The sequence below is a fragment of the Burkholderia sp. BCC1985 genome, from assembly GCF_905339915.1.
Classification (GTDB): Bacteria; Pseudomonadota; Gammaproteobacteria; order Burkholderiales; family Burkholderiaceae; genus Burkholderia.
This window is the reverse complement of record NZ_CAJPGY010000018.1, coordinates 116,553-136,201: the sequence shown is the minus strand read 5'-3', so window position 1 is coordinate 136,201 and position 19,649 is coordinate 116,553. Positions and strand designations below refer to the sequence as shown.

Here is a 19,649-nt window from a genome sequence, read left to right as displayed (position 1 = left end):
AAGGATAAGGGATGAGGCGAAAAATTGGCGCGCCACCGCGAAAAATTCACGCATTGGTGCGCCATTGCGGGGTGCAACCCCGGTCGGGCGGAACGCGCCCCGCGGGCCGGCCGGCGCCGCGAGGCGGAGCGGGTGGGCGGGGCCGATGCCCCGCCGCGTGGGTCAGCGCGACGCTTGCGGGAACCGCGCGCCCGGCGGCGGCTCCGGCCGCGTCGACGGCACGCTCTTGCGCACCTTCGCGACCTGCGCGGCCGTGATCGCCGTCCCCGTATTGCCCCAGCTCGTGCGCACGAAGTTCGACACGTCCGCGACTTCCTGGTCCGACAGGCGCCAGCCGAACGGCGGCATCGTGAAGGTCGACGGCGCGGTGTGCGTGCCCTTCAGCGCGCTGCCCGACAGCACGACGTGGATCACCGAAGTCGGATCGTCGCCCTGCAGGACCGGGTTGCCGGCGAGCGCCGGGAACACCCGCGCGTAGCCGTGGCCGTCGCTGCGGTGGCAGGCCATGCAGTTGTCGCGATAGACCGCCGCGCCCGGCTTGCTCGCGTCGCCGGTCTGCAGCGCGTGCGCGGCCGTCGCGTCGTACGCGTACGGTGTCTCGCCCTGCACCTTTGGCGGCAGCGTCTTCAGGTAGCGTGCGATCGCCGTGAGATCGTCGTCGCTCATGTGCTGCATGCTGTGGCCGACCACGTCCGTCATCCCGCCGAACGCGGCCGTGCGAAGCGTGCGGCCGGTCTTCAGGAACTGCACGATCTCGGTTTCGTTCCACGTGCCGAACCCGGTGCGCGGCTCGCCGCGCAGGCTGGTCGGCACCCAGCCGTCGATCGCCGCGCCGCCGGCCAGGAAGTCGAGGCCGCCCGCGTCGGTCAGCGCGCGTTCCTGCATCGTCGCCGCGCGCGGCGTGTGGCACGCGCCGCAATGGCCGAGCCCCTGCACGAGATACGCGCCGCGCGCGACCACCGGATCGGTGTACGGCGCCGCATCGAACGGCTTCGGCGCCGGCGCGAACATCTTGCGCCAGAACGTCAGCGGCCAGCGCATCGACAGCGGCCACACGATGTCCACCTTGCGGTTCTCGTGCTCGACCGGCGCGACGCCGTGCATGAAGTACGCGTACAGCGCCTTCATGTCGTCGTCGGTCAGCCGCGAATACGACGGGAACGGCATCGCCGGATACATCGTGTCGCCGTTCTTGCGCACGCCCTCGCGCACCGCGCGGGTGAAGTCCTCATACGTCCAGCCGCCGAGGCCCGTCTTCGGGTCCGGCGTGATGTTCGTCGAGTAGATGCCGCCGATCGGCGTGTCGAACTTCAGCCCGCCCGCGAACGGCTTGCCGCCGCTCGCGGTGTGGCACGCGATGCAGTCGCCCGCGCGGGCCAGATATTCGCCGCGCTTGACGAGGTTGGCGTCGGCAGACTGCGCGACCGGTGCGGCGGCCGGGCCCGAAGCCGCGGCGGGCGCGGATGCCGGCTGCGCGAACGCGGCGCCGCCCGCGAGACCGAACGCCGCCCATGCCGTGCCGATCGCCAGTGCGCGCCGCAGCGGGGAAATCCGGCGCGCGGCGTTGTGGTGGTTCACTGTCCTCTTCATACGGTCACCAGCGGGGCGGGATTTTTCAGGTATTGCTCGCGGATCGCACGTGCCGACCAGTAGGCCAGCGCCGCGATGATCCCGGTCGGGTTGTAGCCGATGCCCTGCGGCAGCGCCGACGCGCCCATCACGAACACGTTGTGCACGTCCCAGCACTGCAGGTAGCGGTTCAGCACGCTCGTCTTCGGATCGGTGCCCATGATCGCGCCGCCGACCAGGTGCGTCGTCTGGTACGCGCGCGAATCGAAGTGCTTGCCGAACTCGCGCGTCGACACGCCGATCGCCTTCGGCCCCATCGCTTCCGCGATCTTCTTCATCTGTCCGGTCACGTATTGCGCCATCCTGACGTCGTTGTCCTTCCAGTCGAACGTCATCCGCAACAGCGGCTGGCCGTACGAATCGCGATAGGTCGGATCGAGGTCGAGATACACGTCGCGGTACGACATGTTCGTGCCGTGCGCGTCCATCGAGATCGTGTGCGCGTAGTTGTCCTTCACGGCCTTCTTCCACGCCGAGCCCCACTGCGGCGTGCCCGGCGGCGTCGCGATGCCGCTGATCGGCTTCACGCCGGCCTGGTTCACCCACAGCGGCGAGCCGCCGACGAAGCCGAGCGGGCCGTGGTCGAAGTTGTCGGCGTTGAAGTCGTCCACCGCGACGCCGTTGCCGCCCGCGCCGATGAACGGGTTCGTGTAGGTGTCCTTGTCGAAGAACGCCTTGATCGTCGACAGGTTCTGGTACGCGAAATTGCGGCCCACCACGCCTTCGCCCGAGATCGGGTCGTACGGCTTGCCGATGCCCGACAGCAGCAGCAGGTGCACGTTGTGATACTGGAACGCGGCGACGATCACGAGATCGGCCGGCTGGTGCACTTCACGGCCGGCCGGGTCGACGTAGGTGACGCCCGTCGCGCGCTTCTTCGTGTCGTCGAGGTCCACGCGCAGCACGTGGCACTTCGAGCGCAGCTCGAAGTTCGGCACCTGCTTCAGCGCCGGGAGGATGTTCAGGTTCGGCGATGCCTTCGAGTACATGTAGCACGCGTAGCCGCTGCAGTAGCCGCAGAAGTTGCACGGCCCCATCTGCACGCCGTACGGGTTCGTGTACGGACCCGACGTGTTCGCCGACGGCAGCCGGTACGGATGCAGCCCGAGCGACTTCGCGGCATCGGAGAAGCGCTGCGCCGAATACGTATTGAGCTGCGCGGGCAGCGGGAAGTTGTCGCTGCGGTTCGCCTCGAACACGTTGCCGTCGCCGACCACCTTGCCGCCGACCTTGTACGCCTGCCCCGACGTGCCGAACACCTTCTCGGCGAAGTCGAAATACGGCTCGAGTTCGTCGTAGGTGACGCCCGTGTCCTGGATCGTCATCCCTTCGGGGATGAACTTCTTGCCGTAGCGCTCTTCGTAGTGGCTGCGCAGGCGCAGTTCTTCCGGCGTGATCCGGAAATGCACGCCAGACCAGTGCAGCCCCGCGCCGCCGACGCCCTCGCCCGGCAGGAACGCGGCAAGCTGCCGGTACGGCAGCGCGGTGTCCTGCACGCCGTGGCGGATCGACACGGTCGTCTTCGACAGGTCGAGGAACAGCTTCTTGCGGACGTTGTAGGTCAGCTCATCGATCGTGTTCGGATACGCGCCGTCCGGATAGGTGTCGCGATACTCGCCACGCTCGAGCGCGACGACGTTCAGGCCCGCTTCGGTCAGTTCCTTCGCGAGAATCGCGCCGGTCCAGCCGAAGCCGACGATCACCGCATCGACGTGCGGCTTCTTTTCTGCGGCCATCAGGTGCGCTCCCCGTTGATCGAGACGGGGCCGTACGGATAGGGCTTGCCGTTCTGGTTGACGAAATCCATGAAGTCGGCGCGCGCGCCCGGAAAACCGATCATCTTCCACGCGGCCATGTCGTGATTGCCGCCGTGCACCGGATCGCAGAAGTAGCCTTCGCGCGTGTTCTGCAGCAACAGGCCGAAGAACACCGCGGACGGCACGTCGTCGATCTGCGCGCCGCCTTTTTCCAGTTCGCCGAGCACGGTGTCGCGGGTCGGCGCGTCGAGGTCGGCGAACGCCTTGCCGTGGGCCTTTTCGCAATAGCGGTTGACCGCCGCGATGCCGAGCCGGTAGATGTCGCGCGGCACGAGCTTGAGCTGGTAGCCGAGCTCGGGCACGCCCTGCTGGAACGGCCCCTGCATGTACCACGTCGCGCCGTGCGCGTACGGGGTTTCCATCTGGCGGTCGATGAATTCGGGCACGCCGGATTCGAGCGCGCCGGGGCCTTCGGCATCGGCCGGGATCAGCCGGTCGACGGCGGCCTGGACGAACGCCCACTCCTTCGCATCGAAGAAGGTCGGCTTGTACGGCGCGCGTTCGGCGCCGGCCGACGCGGTGGAGGCATTGCCGGCCGTGGTCGAGGACGACGACGAGCGCAGGTCGCAACCGGCGACCGACGCGATCGGCACGAGCGCGACCGACGTGCGCAGGAAGCGGCGACGCGAGTTGGGTTTGTCGGGTGGCGTGGACATGGTCGGATGTTGATCGTTGGGGAGCGTGATTCGGGAACCGCATTCCGGATGCGGCATGCCCGACACGGTAGCCATGCCGCGCGCGGCCGGCCGTCCTTTCTTGCGATGTTGCGAGCAAGCTCATGCAAGCGCCGGCCGCGCACTGCGCGGTGGCGCCCGTCATGCAGCCCGCGCGGCGCGCCGGTTCCGGCAGCCGCGCGGGGTCGACCTCTTCGCGGGTCTTATCGTCGGACAAATACGGGCTTGCCGCCCGCATCTGCCCCTCATCGCCATGGCCTATTCAACTTAGACGCCGCGCCGGCCGACGGCAAGCGCAACGTGCACGACCCTCAATTCGGGCCCGGCGACAAACGCCGCGAATTATAGATGGAACCGGTTCCATTTCCAAAGGGTTCGGTGCAATTCATTACATCGAAAATCGCAATAATGAGGAAATCGTTTTCCGGAATACGCAAGAGCCGTGGCGCGGCCGCGGCGTCGGTCGCAGGGCCGGACGCACGCGCGGGCGTCGCCCGACCGGCGCCCGTCGTTTTTCAGGGTTGCCCGGCCCGCGCCGCTCGGCGCTTTCAGATGCGGCGCCCGCGACGCGCGTTACCGCTTCGCGCGCGGCAAAACGGCCGTCCCGCTCGACGCAGTGCTCACCACGGCCACAGCATCGACGCGATCGACAACGAAAGCGCCGCGCACAGCGGCGAGTAACAGAGGCTGTCCATGCGCGCGAAACGCGACCCGCGAACCCGCTTGAAGAAGCCGACGTAGCGGAAATCGCCGACCGCGCGCACCGCGAAGATCAGTGCGAGCGCAACGATCGCGAACGCGATCGCGCCGGGATACAGGTTCGGCCACAGCCAGCCCGCGCGCGACGCGACCGCGCTCGCGCCGGCCAGCAACGCCGCCGCGACGGCGAGCGTGCCGGGCACGGTCGGCCGCAGCAGCGGTACGCCGTCCTGTTCCGGAATGGCCGCATGCTTGCCGAGCCGTCCACCGAACGCCCAATAGACGTGAACGAGTGCGATCGCACAAAGCGTCGGCACGCTGAAATACGCGCCCGTCATGTCGGTAAGCTTCCTTGTCTCATCGTGTCGTCGTGTCGTGATCCAGCCGGAAGGAATCCGGCGCGCGGCCCCGCTCCGCGCCACACGAGACGATACCCAAACCGCGTGCCGCATGCAGTGCGACGTCCGGTCGCAAGACGCCATGCCGCGTGTTGCGGTGCAGTGCGCGCGCACCGTCGCATCGGGCCGCCGCTTGACTTCCCTCCGGGCACCGCTACCCTCTTATTCCAGTACGGCACGCGAACCGTGCATGCGCAACCGTCGCACACGTGCCGTTCGCCGGCACGCACGATCGGACGATCGCGGCGCGCCCGGGCACGACAACCATAACGAATACCCATGGAGGCGACTCATGCTGATCGGTGTGCCGAAGGAGATCAAGAATCACGAATACCGCGTCGGCCTCACGCCGGCCGGCGCACGTGAGCTCACGCGACACGGCCATCGCGTGCTCGTGCAGCGCGGCGCGGGCACGGCCATCGGTCTGCTCGACGACGACTACACGGCAGCAGGCGCCGCACTGTGCGACGACCCGCGCGACCTCTTCGCGCGCGCCGACATGATCATCAAGGTCAAGGAGCCGCAGGCGGCCGAGTGCGCGATGCTGCGGCGCGGACAGATTCTTTATACGTATCTGCATCTCGCGCCCGATCCCGGGCAGGCGGCCGCGCTCGTGAAGTCCGGCGCGGTCTGCATCGCGTACGAAACCGTGACGGGCCCGGGCGGCGGACTGCCGCTGCTCGCGCCGATGAGCGAGGTCGCGGGGCGCATGTCGATCCAGGTCGCGGCAACGCACCTCGAAAGCCCGCGCGGCGGGCGCGGGGTGCTGATGGCCGGCGTGCCCGGCGTGCCGGCCGCGCACGTCGTGGTGCTCGGGGCGGGCGTGGTGGGCACCGGTGCGCTGCAGATGGCGGTCGGCCTCGGCGCGCGCGTCACCGTGCTCGACACGAACGTGGGCCGGTTGCGCCAGCTCGATCTGGTCTTCGCGAACCGGATCGCGACCGTCTGCTCGAACGCGCATACGATCGACGAAGCCGTGCGCGACGCCGACGTCGTGATCGGCGCGGTGCTCGTGCCGGGCGCGTCGGCGCCGCGGCTCGTCACGCGCGACATGATCGCGACGATGCGCACGGGCGCCGTCGTCGTCGACGTCGCGATCGACCAGGGCGGCTGCTTCGAGACCTCGCATGCAACGACGCATGCGCAGCCGACCTTCGTCGTCGACGGCGTCGTGCATTACTGCGTCGCGAACATGCCTGGCGCGGTCGCGCGCACATCGACGTTCGCGCTGAACAACGCGACGCTCGGCCATGCGCTCGCGCTCGCCGACAAGGGCTGGAAACGCGCGATGGCCGACGACCCGCATCTGCGCGCGGGCCTGAACGTGTGCGACGGCCACATCACGTACGAGGCCGTCGCGCTGGCGCTCGGGCTACCGTACGTACCGGCGGAAGACGTGCTGGCCTGACTTCGGCATGCGTGACGGCGCGTACGCGCGCCGTCACGCGCCCTTCGGGCGGCCGCGCTTCGACGCGATGCTTGTGCCGGTTGTGCCGGTTGTGCCGGTTGTGCCCATCGTGCGCGCCAACAGCGGCCGCAGTTGCGTGAGCGTGCGCGTGTTGAGCACGTCCTGTCGCGTGAGCCACCCGCGCCGCGCCTGGCCGATACCGTATCCAAGATTGTCCAGATCGTCCGCGCACCGCGCGTCCGAGCCGATCGCCACCGCGACGCCGGCCTTGGCGGCCTCGCGGCACCAGACGTCCGGCAGATCGAGCCGCCGCGGGTCGCCGTCGAGTTCGACGAAGCAGTGGCGCGCGGCGGCCGCGGCGAGCACGCGCGGCACGTCGAGTTCGCATGCGTCGCGTTCGCCGAGCAGCCGGCCGGTCGGATGCGCGAGGATCGTGAAATACGGGTGATCGATCGCGCGCAGCAGCCGCTCGGTCTGCGCGTCGCCCGGCAGGTCGAAGCGGTCACGTACCGCGCCGACCACGAGGTCGAGCCGGCCGAGCACGTCGTCGGCCACATCGAGGCTGCCGTCCTCGCGAATGCCCGCCTCGACGCCCTTCAGCAGCACGAAGTCGTCGAATGACGCATTGAGGCGGTCGATCTCATCGATCTGCCGTACGAGCCAGTCGGCATCGGTACTGCCGCCGCCGGACTCCGGCATGCGATCGGTGACGGCCAGATACGCGAGCCCGCGCGCACGCGCCGCGTCCGCCATCGCGCGCAGGCTGTCGCGCCCTGCCGACGCGTCGGTATGCGCATGCAGATCGCCATGAACGTGCTTGCGTTCGACCAGCGCCGGCAGCGCGCCGACGCGCGACGCGTCGATCTCGCCGCGGCCCTCGCGCAACTCGGGCGGCACCCAGTGAAGGCCGATCGCCTCGTAGACGGATGCCTCCGTCGCGCCCGCGATCCGCTCGTCGCCGCGGAATACGCCGTATTCGTTGATCTTCAGCCCGCCGGCCTGCGCGATCCGGCGCAGCGCGATGTTGTGCGCCTTCGATCCCGTGAAGTAGACGAGCGCCGCGCCGAACGCGTCGGCGTCGACGACGCGCAGGTCGACCTGCAGCCCGTTGCCGAGCACGACGCTCGAACGCGTCTTGCCGTTCGCGAGCACGCGTGCGACCTCGCCGTAGCCGACGAACGCGTCGGCCACGGCGGCCGGATCGCGTGCGGTCACGAGGATGTCGAGATCGCCGACCGTCTCGCGGCAGCGGCGAAAGCTGCCGGCCGGCACCGCTTCGCCGACGCCGCCCACCTTGCGCAAGCGCTCGAGCAACGGCATCAGCGATTGCGCGGCATCCGGCAGCAGAAAGCGCTGCGGCTCGCGCTTCAGGCGCTCGTCGAGCGCGTCGAGCAGGTGCGCTTCGGTCTTCGCGCCGAAACCCGGCAGCGCGCGCACGTGCCCGCTCTTCGCTTCGACGCGCAGCTGCTCGAGCGAGTCCACGTGCAGTGCGTCATGCAGCGCCTTGACGCGTTTCGCGCCGAGCCCCGGCACGTCGAGCAGTTCGACGATCGCGCCCGGCAACGCATGGCGCAGCGTTTGCTGCAGTTCGCAGGTACCGGTCGCGGCGATCTCGCGCAGCTTCGCCGCGAGATCGGCACCGATCGATGGAATCCGGCCGAGATCGCTGCCGCTCTCGATCATCGCCGGAATGTCGCGCCCGTAGTCGGCGATCGTACGGGCCGCGTTGCGGTAGGCACGCACGCGGAACGGGTTGGCGCCCTGGATCTCGAGCATGTCGGCGATTTCGGTGAAGACGGCCGCGCACTCGGCATTGTGGATCGGCATGATCGGCGTGGCTCCCTTCCACGTGGATGGCGCCGTGCGCCGGCGTGCCGGCGTCGGCCCGCCCGGCGCCGCATGTCGACGGCGGCGGGTGCCCGTTGGTCATCCTGCGCCGATCGCCCGTGTCGTGCCGCGCGGGGCTCGCTGCTTGCGTGGCCCCTGCACCGACGTCACAGCGATGCGCGCGGTGTCGTCGCGTAGCGCCGCTCGTATATCGACTGGCAATGCGTGCAACGCTCGGCGGTCGGGCGCGCGAGCAGTCGCTCGTAGCCGACCGGCGCATCGCAATCGATGCACTCGCCGTAGCTGCCGTCGCGCATGCGCTGCTGCGCGCGCCCGATCGCGCGCAACTCGGCCAGCTTCATCCCGATCAGCGCGTGATCCATGTCGACGAACAGATCGGCATTGGCCTCGTCGCCCTCGTCCGGCGCCGCGCCGGCAAGCTCCGCATAGGACTCCGACGCGCGCTGGTCCTCGCTCGTCCGGATCTCCGCACGCAACGCCTGCTCGCTCTCGGTCAGCCGTCGCTGCAGCGTCTGCCGTTGTTCTCGATCGAGCGCCATCGCCGTCCCTCCTTTTCCGGGTTCCGCGCAATGAGGCATGCGGCGCGCGGTTGTCGCGCCGGTGCACGGCGGCCCGGGATGCCCGGCTCGTCGTGCCCGGATGCGCGTCCGGCCACATGAAGTGCGGGACGCATTCGACGCAGCATAAACCCAATGCACACGCATGTGTTGACCGGCGTCAGCGCCCGCATCGCGCATCAGAAACCGGGGACTGATGCGAAAACCCCCGCGGGGCAGCATTCGTCTGACGCAGCCGTCGTTGAGTTCGATCAATCCCCTGTAAAAAGTTGCGTCGTAGATTGAGAGAATGCGCGGCGAATCCGCGGCTTTCCGGGAGAACGTCATGTTGTTCGGCGTCGTCATCTGGGTGGCCCTTGCGGCCCTGTTCCCGACGATGGTCGTGCCGACGATCCAGCACGCCATCCAGCCGTCGAGCGCGCAGGCCGCGCCCGACGCCAGCCCCGCCGTCTCGCCCGCTGCGTTGCCGGCAGCCGCTCAGCCGCCGGCGGACAGCTGAAGCGCGGTTGCGGGTCGCGTCGTATCGAGGACGGAAGCACGAGTCGACGCTCGATACTTCGCATTCCTATTCATCAAAACGCGTTGCGTCCGACGAAGCCGCGCACGACCGTCATCAGGATGATCTTCATGTCGAACCAGAAGCTCCAGTTCTGCATGTAGAACAGGTCGAACTTCACGCGCGCGGCCATCGCCTCGACCTTGCGTGTCTCGCCGCGATAGCCGTTCACCTGCGCCCATCCCGTGATCCCCGGCCGGACGCGATAGCGATACATGTAGCAGTCGATCAGTTGCCGGTAGAAGTCGTCGTGTTCGATCGCGTGCGGACGCGGGCCGACCACCGACATCTGGCCGAACAGCACGTTGAAGAACTGCGGCAACTCGTCGAGCGACGTGCGTCGCAGGAACGCGCCGACCGGCGTGATGCGCGCATCGTTGCGCGAGGCCTGTCGCACGATACCGGGCTGTACGCGATGCACACGCATCGTCCTGAACTTGAGGATATGGAACTCGCGCCCGTCGGCGCCCTTGCGGCGCTGCCTGAACAAGACGGGCCCCGGCGACGACAGCTTCACCGCGATCGCCAGCGCCGCGAGCAGCGGCAGCAGCGGAATCAGCACGGCGCCGGCGAACAGCCGGTCGAACGCGAACTTTGCCCACAGTTCCGGCGCGGAACGCGGCGTGGTCGCGAGGTTGATGGCCGGCATGCCGAGCACATCGGTCGCGGATCGCTCGACGACCGCCATCTGCCGCACGTCCGGCAACAGCCGCAGCTCGACGAACTCGTCGCGCAGTTCGCGCACGATGCGCTGGATGCGTGACTCGTGCGACATCGGCAGCGTGAGCCACACTTCGTCGATCTCGCCGCCGCGGATCATGCGCCGCAACGCGACCCAGTCGTCGATCACCGGCACGCCGCCGATCCCGTCAGTCGTGGCCGCGGCCGGTGCATCGTCGTCGAACACGCAGGCAGCCGCGAACGGCCCGGCCGGTTCGAGCTGCATGCGCTCGATCGCCACCCGTCCGTAAGCGGTCGCCCCGACGACCGCAACCCGCCGCTGCCGCGCGCGCGGATCGCCACGCTTCATCGCCAGCGCGCAGAGTGCCAGCCTGCCGAGCAGCAGTGCCGCGTCGCCGGACAGCACCGTCCGCGCGATCCAGCGCGTCGTGACCGTGCCGCCGCGGTTCATGATCCACATCGTGCCGGCCACCGTCAGCGTGCCCACGCACACGACGGCCACCACCGTGCGCGTCAGCACGGCACCGCCGTCGTGCGGCGACGCCGCGCCGCGCGTCACGCGCACGCTGCGCGGCAACAGCGCGACGGTCAGCACGCACAGCAATGCGACCGTGCCGCGCTGCGCGTCCGACAGATCGTGCCACGCGAGCCCCATCGCAGCCTGCGCGGCGAGCGCACCTGCCAGCACCAGCGCAACATCGACCGCGGCGATCGCGGCGCGTCGCATCGCATTCGTTCCACCCGCCATCGCATGCATCGTCACACACCGTGCGCGGGGAAACCGCCGTGCAGGTCCTGCATGCGCGGCCGCACCGGCAACGCACGCGCGCCGGCCCGCGTGCCGAGCAGGCGGCGATAGTCCGCGCGAATCAGCTCGTAGCACTCGCATGCCTGGCGCTCGAGACCGTCTCGATCGAGCACGGTGATGCGGCCGCGACGCTGACGGATCAGCCCGGCTTCCTGCAGGTTGCCGGCCGCTTCCGTCACGCCTTCGCGACGCACGCCGAGCATGTTCGCGATCGTCTGTTGCGTGACGGCCAGTTCGTCGCCGTCGATCCGGTCATGCGCGAGCAGCAGCCAGCGGCTCAACTGCTCGCTGACCGAGTGATGCCGGTTGCACAACGCGCTGCGCGAAATCTGCGCCATCGTCGCCTGGCAGTAGTTCAGCAGCAGCCGATACGTCGCCGGCGAACGTTCGAATTCCGAGCGCATCACGCAGGTCGGCACGCGGTAGGCCATCCCGCCGATCCGGACTTCGACGCGATTCGATACCGCGGTGCCGCCGACGAGCGTCGCCAGGCCGACCACACCTTCGCGGCCGACCACGGCGACCTCGACCATCGCTCCGTCCTCCATCAGGTGCTGCACCGACATCATGGCGGTGGTCGGGAAATGCAGGTGGCGCATCGGTTCCCCGACACGGTCGAGCATGCCGGCCTTGATCCGGACCAGTTCGAGGTGCGGTGCGATGGCACGGATGCTGTCCTCCGGAAGGGCATCGAGGATGGCATTCGCCGAGTAGCTCGAGTGAAGATGAAGCATGTCTGTATCCCTTTTATCGTCCGCGCCGCATGCAGCCGCGTCAGCGGAATTCGTTATCGCGATGCGCGCCCGGACGGCGACGCGGGTTGCGGCCCACAACCCTCGATCCAATCGACCCACGGCGTCTCGCCGCTGGATCGAATCGGCAGTCCCGTTTCGACACGCCCGTTTCGATAAGCGATTTACGTGCCAATACCCGCTCCATCCTTAATATATAAATGACTTGCGATTTAGCGCCCCCGAATAGCCGATCGAAAACCGCAAAAAACGTCTCATTTCCGGACACCCGCTTGCGTCGCGGACGCAGCCGGCAATTCGACTGATCATTGAGCGCGGGGCCGGCAGTGGAACCGGCAGCGGCGCGGGAGTCTTATCGTTCAATAACTTACACCCGGTTTTCAATTGTTTCCATGATGTCTCAAACGGGCCAGAGTCGCGTGCCGCACGCTCGAATGGTCGTTTGAAACTGTCTCAAATATGAATCGCGGGATTAATTTACAACACTGTAATCAAACGCACATATCTCACGCAACTCCATGATTCAATTAATAAATCATACCCGCGAATCTCAATTGTCAAATAATGTTCAATGCATTCTAGATATTTTTCTTGTACGATGCACTTCGTTGCCGGATTGATTCTCGATCAGCACCGAATTCGCGATTCACCCCCCAGTGCAATTAATTCATACGAAGACGATCTTCAAATACCTATAACCTTTTCATTTACCCCGAATCGTCAAACATTGTGAAGTGACGTAATGCGCAATTTATCGAATTGAATTGCGTGCTAGCCTTTTTCGCCATCGGCATTCGAATTTCTATGAACACGAATCCGCACGTGCGTGCTAAATCCCCGTGGATGGCGCCGCGCGATGTGCGATCGCTCCCTACGAGGATCCGCCGTGACCCACCAGGCCAATGACGCCGTCGCCCACGCGAGCGGCATGATCGAGCTTTCCCACAGCTTCGACGCCAACCGGTTCGTCGCGGCCCTCGACCGCGACGAACGCGCGACGCTGATTGCCAACCTCCAACTCGTTCACCTGAAATCGGGCCAGGTGCTGTGCGAACCGGGTGAAATGCTCAACGCGGTCTACCTGCCCGTCACGACGGCGATTTCGCTGCAGTACGTGTCGTCCGGCGGCATGACGCTGGAAGTGGCCGAGATCGGCAGCGAGAGCGTCGTCTGCGACGACGTGATCGGCGGCAGCGGCCGGATGCCGTGCCGTGCCGTCGCCTGCCGCGACGGCTTTGTCTACCGGCTCGACCGGCGCATCTTCGCCGCCGCGTTCGACGCGTCGCCGGTGATTCGCCATCTGGTGTTCGTCTGCGTGCGGCTGCTGATGGCCCAGGTCTCGCAGATCACGTTCTGCAGCCGACATCACGTGCTCAAACATCAGTTATGCAGATGGTTCCTGCTCGCGTACGACCGGTCGCGCAGCATCGAGATCCAGATCACCCACAGCATGCTCGCGCAGATGCTCGGCGTGCGGCGCGAGACGGTCACGGATGCGGCCGGGGAGATCCAGAAACTCGGCCTGATCCGTCAGTACCGGAGCTCGATCGAGCTTGCCGACCTTGCGGGCCTCGAGAAAATGTCGTGCGGCTGCCGCGCGATCGTGCGCGACGAGATGAAGCGCATCCTGTCGGCCGACTCGGGCGTGAGCGCCGCGGCACGCGCGTGATGCGCACGGCGAGTCGGCGCACGCGTGCGACCCGAGTCAGCCGATTGTAGGGTGGCGAACAGAACGCCGGGCGTGCGAATGGTCTACTGATGCCGGACTGCCGGGGGGATGTCAGCGCGCTGCGCGCGTCCGCCCTTGCGGACGACACCTCACACGCCGGAGCAGCACGTGAAAAACGAAATCAGAACCATCCTCAAGCACGTCGCCCACCTCGAAGCCGCGATCGACTCGATCGGTGACGGGGATGACCTCTACGAAGCGGGCCTCTCCTCGCTCGATACGATCCAGCTGATGCTCGCGATCGAGAAGCAGTTCAACATCGAGATTCCCGACGAGATGCTGAACCGCAATCTGTTCCGCAGCGTCGACGCGCTCGCGGACACCATCGCGACCCTGCAACGCGCCGAGCATTCCGCATGAGCGCGCTGCTTCCCGAACTCGCAGCCGACGACGAACCACGCCGGCTCGACGAGGCCGCGCACGCCGTCGCGCAAATCGCCGCCCAGCACGCGGATGCGGTCGACCGGGACGCACGCTGCCCCGTCGAGGCGATCGAGGCCATGCGTGCGCGCCGCCTGCTGAGCGCAATGGTCCCGACCCGGCTCGGCGGCGCCGGCGCGTCGCTGGCCGACGTCGCATCGGCATGCTCGATCCTCGGCCAGGCCTGCGCATCGTCGGCGATGGTGTTCGCGATGCACCAGATCCAGGTGGCCTGCATCGTCAATCACGCGGCCGACCAGGGCTGGCACAAGCTGTTCCTGCAACAGCTCGTGCGCCATCAGTGGCTGCTCGCGTCGGCGACGTCGGAGGACGGCGTCGGCGGTAACCTGCGCGCGAGCCAGTGCGCGCTCGAGACCAACGGCGGCGAATTCCGGCTGCACAAATCCGCGCCGACGATCTCGTACGGCGACTACGCGGACGGCATCCTCGCGACCGCGCGGCGCGACGCCGACGCGCCGGCGTCCGAGCAGGTGCTCGTCACGGTGCTGCGCGACGGCTATACGCTCACGCGCCGCGGCGAATGGGACACGCTCGGCATGCGCGGCACGTGCAGCAACGGCTTCGTGCTCGATGCACAGGGCACGACCGTGCAATGCCTGCCCGTGCCGTTCGCGCAGATCGCGGAACAGACGATGGTGCCGGTTTCGCACATCCTGTGGGCGGCGGTGTGGATCGGCGTGGCCGGCGACGCGTTCCATCGCGCGCACCAGTTCTTCCGCACGCAGGCGCGCCAGACCGACGGTGCGCCGTCGCCCGCGTCGCGGCGCATCGCCGAATCGCTTGCGCTGATGCAGGCGATGCAGGCCCGCGTCGACAGCGTGCTGCGCCTCTATGCCAGCGCGTCGCCCCGCTCGTGGTCGGCCGGCATGGCCTGGGCCGCCGAGATCAACACGCTGAAGACCTATGTGTCGTCGACCGCGCTCGAAGTCGCCCAGCAGGCGATGATGATCTGCGGGATGGCCGGCTACAAGCACGGCACGCCGTTCAGCATCGGCCGCCACCTGCGCGACCTGCACGCGGCGCCGCTGATGATCAGCAACGACCGCATTGCCGCCAATACCTCGAGCCTGCTGCTCGCACTGCGTCCCGCGACGCTGGAGAAACATTCGTGAACGATCGCCTCTCCGTGCCTTCCGCCGCCACCCCGTCCGACGCGCCGCTCGACCGCGCGGGCGTCAATCCGCTGCGCGACGAGCTGATCGATGCGGGCCTGCTCGTGTCGACCGGCATCCAGGGCCTGTTCGGCCGCAGCGAGCGGTTCGAGCGCGTCGTCGAAGCGCTCGACGCCTTCGTCACGCGCCTCGGCGCCGACCAGCAGGCCGAAGTGCTGCGCTTCCCGCCGGCGATGAGCCGCACCGAATTCGAGCGCAGCGAATACATGAAGAGCTTCCCGCAACTCGCGGGCAGCGTGCATGCGTTCTGCGGCGACGAACAGCGGCACCAGCGCGTGCTGCAGTGTCTCGACCGCGGCGAGGACTGGACCGAAAGCCAGAAGCCGACCTACGTCGTGATGACGCCGGCCGCCTGCTATCCGGTCTATCCGGTCGTCGCGCGCGCCGGTGCGCTGCCCGGCGACGGCCGCATCGTCGACGTGTTCTCGTATTGCTTCCGCCACGAGCCGTCGCTCGACCCGACCCGCATGCAGCTGTTCCGGATGCGCGAATACATACGCATCGGCACGCCCGAGCAGATCGTCGCGTTCCGCGCGACGTGGATGGAGCGCGGCACACGGATGATCGAGGCGCTGCAACTGCCGAACGCGATCGATCTCGCGAACGATCCGTTCTTCGGGCGCGGCGGCAAGATCGTCGCGAACAGCCAGCGCGAGCAGAACCTGAAGTTCGAGCTGCTGATCCCGATCGAGCACGACGACCGCCAGACCGCGTGCCTGAGCTTCAACTACCACATGGATCACTTCGGGCTGCTGTGGGACATCCGCACCGCGACGGGCGACGTCGCGCATACGGGCTGCGTCGGCTTCGGCCTCGAGCGGCTGACGCTCGCGCTGTTCCGTCATCACGGTTTCGACCTCGACGCATGGCCGGCCGACGTTCGCGACGTGCTGTGGGGTACGCGATGAAATTCGTGTCCCGCGACGGCGAGGACGCGTCGTTCGAGGACGTGCGCCACCGCGCACGCCACTATCGGCCGCACCCGCTGCACAGTCAGGAGATGGTCTGGAAACAGACCAACTGCTATGTCGACATGTGGCTCGAGGTGCTCCGCTGGTGGGGCCTCAACCCGTACGCGGCGCTGCCGTTTACGATCGCGCTCGACTTCGAGGGCGACCAGTTCACGTTCTTCAAGTTTCCGCACGACGAACTGGAGCGGCTGTACGGCATCGTCGTGCAGGAACACTCGATCTACGAGCCGCTCGACCAGCACATCGAGACGCAGGTCGCGCGCGGTCACCTGATGATCGTCGAGGTCGACGCGTGGTTCCTGCCGGACACGCGCGGCAGCAGCTACCGCACGCAGCATACGAAGACGACGATCGGCATCGACTCGATCGATCGCACGCGCCGCCAGATCGGCTACTTCCACAACAGCGGCTATTACGTGGCCGAGGACTTCGACTACAACGGGCTCGTCGGCGGCTGTTCGCCGATGCCGCTGCCGCCGTACGTCGAATGCGCGAAGCGGCGTTTCGCACCGCTCGACGAGCGCGCGCTGTGCGAAGTCTCGCTCGCGTCGCTGCAGCGGCATCTGCGCCGGCTGCCGGTCGTCAATCCGGTCACGGCGTTCCGGCGCCAGCTGCAGTTCGATGCGAAATCGCTCGCCGATTCCCCGCTCGAACGCTTCCACGCGTACTCGTTCAATTCGGTGCGGCAACTCGGCGCGAACTTCGAACTGTTCGGCCATTACGCGCGCTGGCTGCAGGCGAGCGGTTGCGTCGGGCCGTTCGCCGAGATTCGTACCGCCTGCGACCGCATCGCATCCGAGGCGATGGTGCTGGAGTTCCGGCTGGCGCGGGCGTGTGCGCGCGGCAAGGAAGAGCGCGGCGACGCGACGCTCGAAGCGATCGAAGCGGCTTACGCCGACCTGATCGACTGCGCGCGGCAGATCGCCCCGCCGCTTCAGCACGCGGCGCCCGTGCGCGTCGACGCGGCCGCCGTGCCGTTGCTGCGGTGACGCGCGCGCATGCCGCGCTCGCGTGGTCGCTGCTCGCCACGCCCGCGGGTGCCGCGCGCGGGCCGCTCGATCTTCCGGCCGACGGCTGGATCGCCGCCCCCGTCCCCGGCACGGTCGCGCAGGCGCTCGCGCTGGCCGGCCGGGCCGACGATACCGCGTCGCTCGACGAGCGCGACCACTGGTATCGCGTCGAACTGCACGGGCACGGGCCGCGCGTGCTGCGCTTTCACGGCCTCGCGACGCTCGCCGAGGCATGGCTCGACGACACGCCGATCCTGCGCTCGGACAGCATGTTCGTCGCGCACGACGTGCCCGTGTCGCTCGACGGCACGCACCGGCTGACCGTCTGCTTCCGCGCCCTCGCGCCGCACCTGCGCGATGTGCGCGCACCGCGCCGCGCACGCTGGCGCACGCGGCTCGCCGAACCGGCGACGTTGCGCACCGTTCGCACGTCGCTGCTCGGGCATATGCCCGGCTGGTTTCCGCGCTGCGTGCCGACCGGTCCGTGGCGGCCCGTCGACGTGCTGGACCCTGCCGACGGTCCCGTTCTCGTTCATTGCGACCTGCACGCGCGCCTCGACGGCGATACCGGCTGGCTCGATGCGGAACTCGCGTTCGCCGGGCCGCTGCCCGATGCGTTTGCAGCCCGGCTGTCGTGCGGCGAGCACCACGCGACGCTCGAACGCCGCGGCGCCGACCGGCTCCATGCGACCGTCGCGGTGCCGAACGTGCGCCGCTGGTGGCCGCACACGCATGGCGAACCGGTGCTTTACGACGTCGCATTGCACATCGGTGCCGAACGGCGGCCGCTCGGCGCGACGGGCTTTCGCACGATCGAACCGGACGCGGGCGACGACGGCAAGGGATTCGGGTTGCGCGTCAACGGCGTGCGCGTATTCGCGCGCGGCGCATGCTGGAGCAGCGCCGCACCGCTCACGCTGCACGCGGACGACGCGACCTATGGCCGCCTGCTCGGATACGCGCGCGACGCCGGCTTCAACATGATTCGCGTCGGCGGCACGATGACCTACGAGGCCGACGCATTCCATGCGTGGTGCGACCGGCTCGGACTGCTCGTCTGGCAGGACTTCATGTTCGCGAACTTCGACTATGCGCTCGACGATCGCGCCTTCGCGGACGCCGTCGGTCGCGAAGCCGAACAGTTCCTCACGCGCGTACGCGCGTCGCCGTCGCTCGCGGTGCTGTGCGGCGGCAGCGAGATTGCGCAGCAGGCCGCGATGTCGGGGCTCGGGCCGAAGCAGCGCTTCCTCGAACTGACCGCCGAGCGCCTCGCCGACCACGCGGCGGCACGGCGGCCCGACGCGCTGTACGTCCCCGACTCGCCCGACGGCGGCGTGCTGCCGTTCATGCCGCGCGAGCGCGTGTCGCACTATTACGGTATCGGCGCGTACCTTCGCCCGCTCGACGACGCGCGTCGCGCCGACGTGCGCTTCGCGAGCGAATGCCTCGCGTTCGCGAACGTGCCGTGCGATGCGATGCTCGCCAGCCTCGGCTGGCCGGGCGTGCACGAACCGCGGTGGAAAGCGGCCGTGCCGCGCGACCCCGGCACGTCGTGGGATTTCGACGATATTCGCGATCACTATCTGCAGACGTTGTACGACGTGGCGCCCGACCGCCTGCGGCGCGAGGATCCGTCGCGCTACTTCGAGCTGTCGCGCGCGGTGATCGCGGACCTGATGCGGGACACGTTCTCGGAGTGGCGGCGCACCGGCTCACGCTGCGCGGGCGCGCTCGTCTGGCAGTTCCAGGATGTGATGGCGGGCGCCGGATGGGGCTTGCTCGATGCGGCGCATCGGCCGAAATCGGCGTGGTATGCGCTGCGCCAGGTACTTCAGCCCGTGCAGGTCCTGCTCGTCGACGAAGGGCTGAACGGGCTCGACGTGCACGTGATCAACGAGCGGCCGGCGCCGCTGTCGGCGGCCGTCGAGCTGGTCGCGCTGCGCGACGGCCGCACACCGCTCGCGCGTGCCGGCGCTCCGGTCCGGATCGCCGCGCACGACACGGTGCGGCTCGATTCGGCCGAATTGCTCGGCCGCTTCTTCGACTGGACCTACGCGTATCGCTTCGGCCCGTGCGAGCACGATACCGTCGTCGCGACACTGCGCGCCGAAGACGGCACGCTGCTGTCGCAGGCGTTCTACTTCCCGTCCCGCACGCACCCGGCCGTGTTCGCCCGCCGCGAACCCGGCATCGAGGCATGCGTGTCGCGCACCGGCGACACGTGGCACGTCGACATCGACACGCGCCACGTCGCACGTCACGTGCAGATCGATGCACCGGGCTTCGTGCCGCGCGACGACTGGTTCGATCTCGCGCCCGGCACGCCGGCGCGTGTCGCGCTCGTGCCGCTCGCGAACACCGGCGGCCAAGCTGCCGCCGGCGCGCCGCCGACCGTCGAAATCCGCGCGGTCAACGCCGCGCGAACCGTGCGTGCGGCGTTGACCGGCTGACGCGAGCCGGCGCGGGACCCGGATCACGCACGCGCACACGCTCGCACGG

16 protein-coding genes are annotated in these 19,649 nt (G+C 68.2%); 8 read left to right on the top strand and 8 right to left on the bottom strand.

All coding sequences use genetic code 11. The features are described 5' to 3' along the window. Positions 1 to 162 precede the first annotated feature (162 nt). The 4 genes from U4Z31_RS20280 to U4Z31_RS20265 all read right to left on the bottom strand — a co-directional run bounded on the left by U4Z31_RS20280 (position 163) and on the right by U4Z31_RS20265 (position 5,157). Positions 163 to 1,590, bottom strand: coding sequence for a cytochrome c (locus U4Z31_RS20280; protein ID WP_321811219.1), 1,428 nt, complete (start codon positions 1,588 to 1,590; stop codon positions 163 to 165). Further along, positions 1,587 to 3,365 (bottom strand): GMC family oxidoreductase, encoded by a 1,779-nt coding sequence (locus tag U4Z31_RS20275; protein ID WP_321811218.1) that lies wholly within the window; start codon positions 3,363 to 3,365, stop codon positions 1,587 to 1,589. The genes U4Z31_RS20280 and U4Z31_RS20275 overlap by 4 nt, the downstream gene beginning before the upstream one ends. After that, complete coding sequence (locus tag U4Z31_RS20270; protein WP_321795266.1) at positions 3,365 to 4,102, bottom strand: gluconate 2-dehydrogenase subunit 3 family protein; 738 nt, start codon at positions 4,100 to 4,102, stop codon at positions 3,365 to 3,367. Before U4Z31_RS20270 ends, U4Z31_RS20275 begins: the two co-directional genes overlap by 1 nt. A 638-nt stretch (positions 4,103 to 4,740) precedes the next feature. Next, positions 4,741 to 5,157 (bottom strand): DUF3995 domain-containing protein, encoded by a 417-nt coding sequence (locus tag U4Z31_RS20265; protein WP_321811217.1) that lies wholly within the window; start codon positions 5,155 to 5,157, stop codon positions 4,741 to 4,743. A gap of 352 nt (positions 5,158 to 5,509) precedes the next feature. Between U4Z31_RS20265 and ald the strand changes: the two genes are divergently transcribed. Then, positions 5,510 to 6,625, top strand: a complete 1,116-nt coding sequence (gene ald / locus U4Z31_RS20260) for an alanine dehydrogenase (RefSeq protein ID WP_044842956.1) — start codon at positions 5,510 to 5,512, stop codon at positions 6,623 to 6,625. 33 nt (positions 6,626 to 6,658) lie between these two features. Here the strand turns inward: ald and polX are convergent, their stop codons facing one another. After that, entirely contained in the window at positions 6,659 to 8,452 is a 1,794-nt protein-coding gene (gene polX, locus U4Z31_RS20255; RefSeq protein WP_321811216.1) for a DNA polymerase/3'-5' exonuclease PolX, read from the bottom strand. A 167-nt stretch (positions 8,453 to 8,619) separates the two neighbouring features. Then, a complete protein-coding gene (locus U4Z31_RS20250) occupies positions 8,620 to 9,012 on the bottom strand; it encodes a TraR/DksA family transcriptional regulator (RefSeq protein WP_044842954.1) in 393 nt (130 codons plus the stop codon). A 343-nt stretch (positions 9,013 to 9,355) separates the two neighbouring features. Here U4Z31_RS20250 and U4Z31_RS20245 point away from each other — a divergent pair, with 343 nt between their 5' ends. Continuing rightward, positions 9,356 to 9,529: a hypothetical protein gene (locus tag U4Z31_RS20245; RefSeq protein ID WP_185702575.1), complete on the top strand. Its 174-nt coding sequence runs from the start codon at positions 9,356 to 9,358 to the stop codon at positions 9,527 to 9,529. A gap of 73 nt (positions 9,530 to 9,602) precedes the next feature. Here U4Z31_RS20245 and U4Z31_RS20240 read toward each other — a convergent pair whose 3' ends face one another. Together U4Z31_RS20240 and U4Z31_RS20235 are read right to left on the bottom strand one after the other, a co-directional pair. Next, the gene (locus U4Z31_RS20240; protein ID WP_321811215.1) at positions 9,603 to 10,994 is read right to left on the bottom strand and encodes an undecaprenyl-phosphate glucose phosphotransferase; all 1,392 of its coding nucleotides are present in this window, start codon (positions 10,992 to 10,994) and stop codon (positions 9,603 to 9,605) included. Positions 10,995 to 11,026: 32 nt separating this feature from the next. Further along, positions 11,027 to 11,809 (bottom strand): Crp/Fnr family transcriptional regulator, encoded by a 783-nt coding sequence (locus tag U4Z31_RS20235; protein ID WP_124484962.1) that lies wholly within the window; start codon positions 11,807 to 11,809, stop codon positions 11,027 to 11,029. Positions 11,810 to 12,713: 904 nt separating this feature from the next. Between U4Z31_RS20235 and U4Z31_RS20230 the strand changes: the two genes are divergently transcribed. The 6 genes from U4Z31_RS20230 to U4Z31_RS20205 all read left to right on the top strand — a co-directional run bounded on the left by U4Z31_RS20230 (position 12,714) and on the right by U4Z31_RS20205 (position 19,600). Further along, entirely contained in the window at positions 12,714 to 13,496 is a 783-nt protein-coding gene (locus U4Z31_RS20230) for a Crp/Fnr family transcriptional regulator (protein ID WP_193759904.1), read from the top strand. Positions 13,497 to 13,664: 168 nt separating this feature from the next. Then, entirely contained in the window at positions 13,665 to 13,916 is a 252-nt protein-coding gene (locus tag U4Z31_RS20225; RefSeq protein WP_044842951.1) for an acyl carrier protein, read from the top strand. After that, positions 13,913 to 15,109 carry an acyl-CoA dehydrogenase family protein gene (locus U4Z31_RS20220; protein WP_124519607.1) on the top strand — a complete coding sequence of 399 codons (1,197 nt, stop codon included), beginning with the start codon at positions 13,913 to 13,915 and terminating at the stop codon, positions 15,107 to 15,109. The genes U4Z31_RS20225 and U4Z31_RS20220 overlap by 4 nt, the downstream gene beginning before the upstream one ends. Then, on the top strand, positions 15,106 to 16,077 hold the full coding sequence (locus U4Z31_RS20215) for an amino acid--[acyl-carrier-protein] ligase (RefSeq protein ID WP_044842949.1): 972 nt from the start codon (positions 15,106 to 15,108) through the stop codon (positions 16,075 to 16,077). Before U4Z31_RS20220 ends, U4Z31_RS20215 begins: the two co-directional genes overlap by 4 nt. Continuing rightward, a complete protein-coding gene (locus U4Z31_RS20210; RefSeq protein ID WP_321811214.1) occupies positions 16,074 to 17,129 on the top strand; it encodes a DUF1839 family protein in 1,056 nt (351 codons plus the stop codon). The genes U4Z31_RS20215 and U4Z31_RS20210 overlap by 4 nt, the downstream gene beginning before the upstream one ends. Further along, positions 17,126 to 19,600 carry a glycosyl hydrolase 2 galactose-binding domain-containing protein gene (locus U4Z31_RS20205; protein ID WP_321811213.1) on the top strand — a complete coding sequence of 825 codons (2,475 nt, stop codon included), beginning with the start codon at positions 17,126 to 17,128 and terminating at the stop codon, positions 19,598 to 19,600. Before U4Z31_RS20210 ends, U4Z31_RS20205 begins: the two co-directional genes overlap by 4 nt. The last annotated feature ends 49 nt before the right edge of the window (positions 19,601 to 19,649 follow it).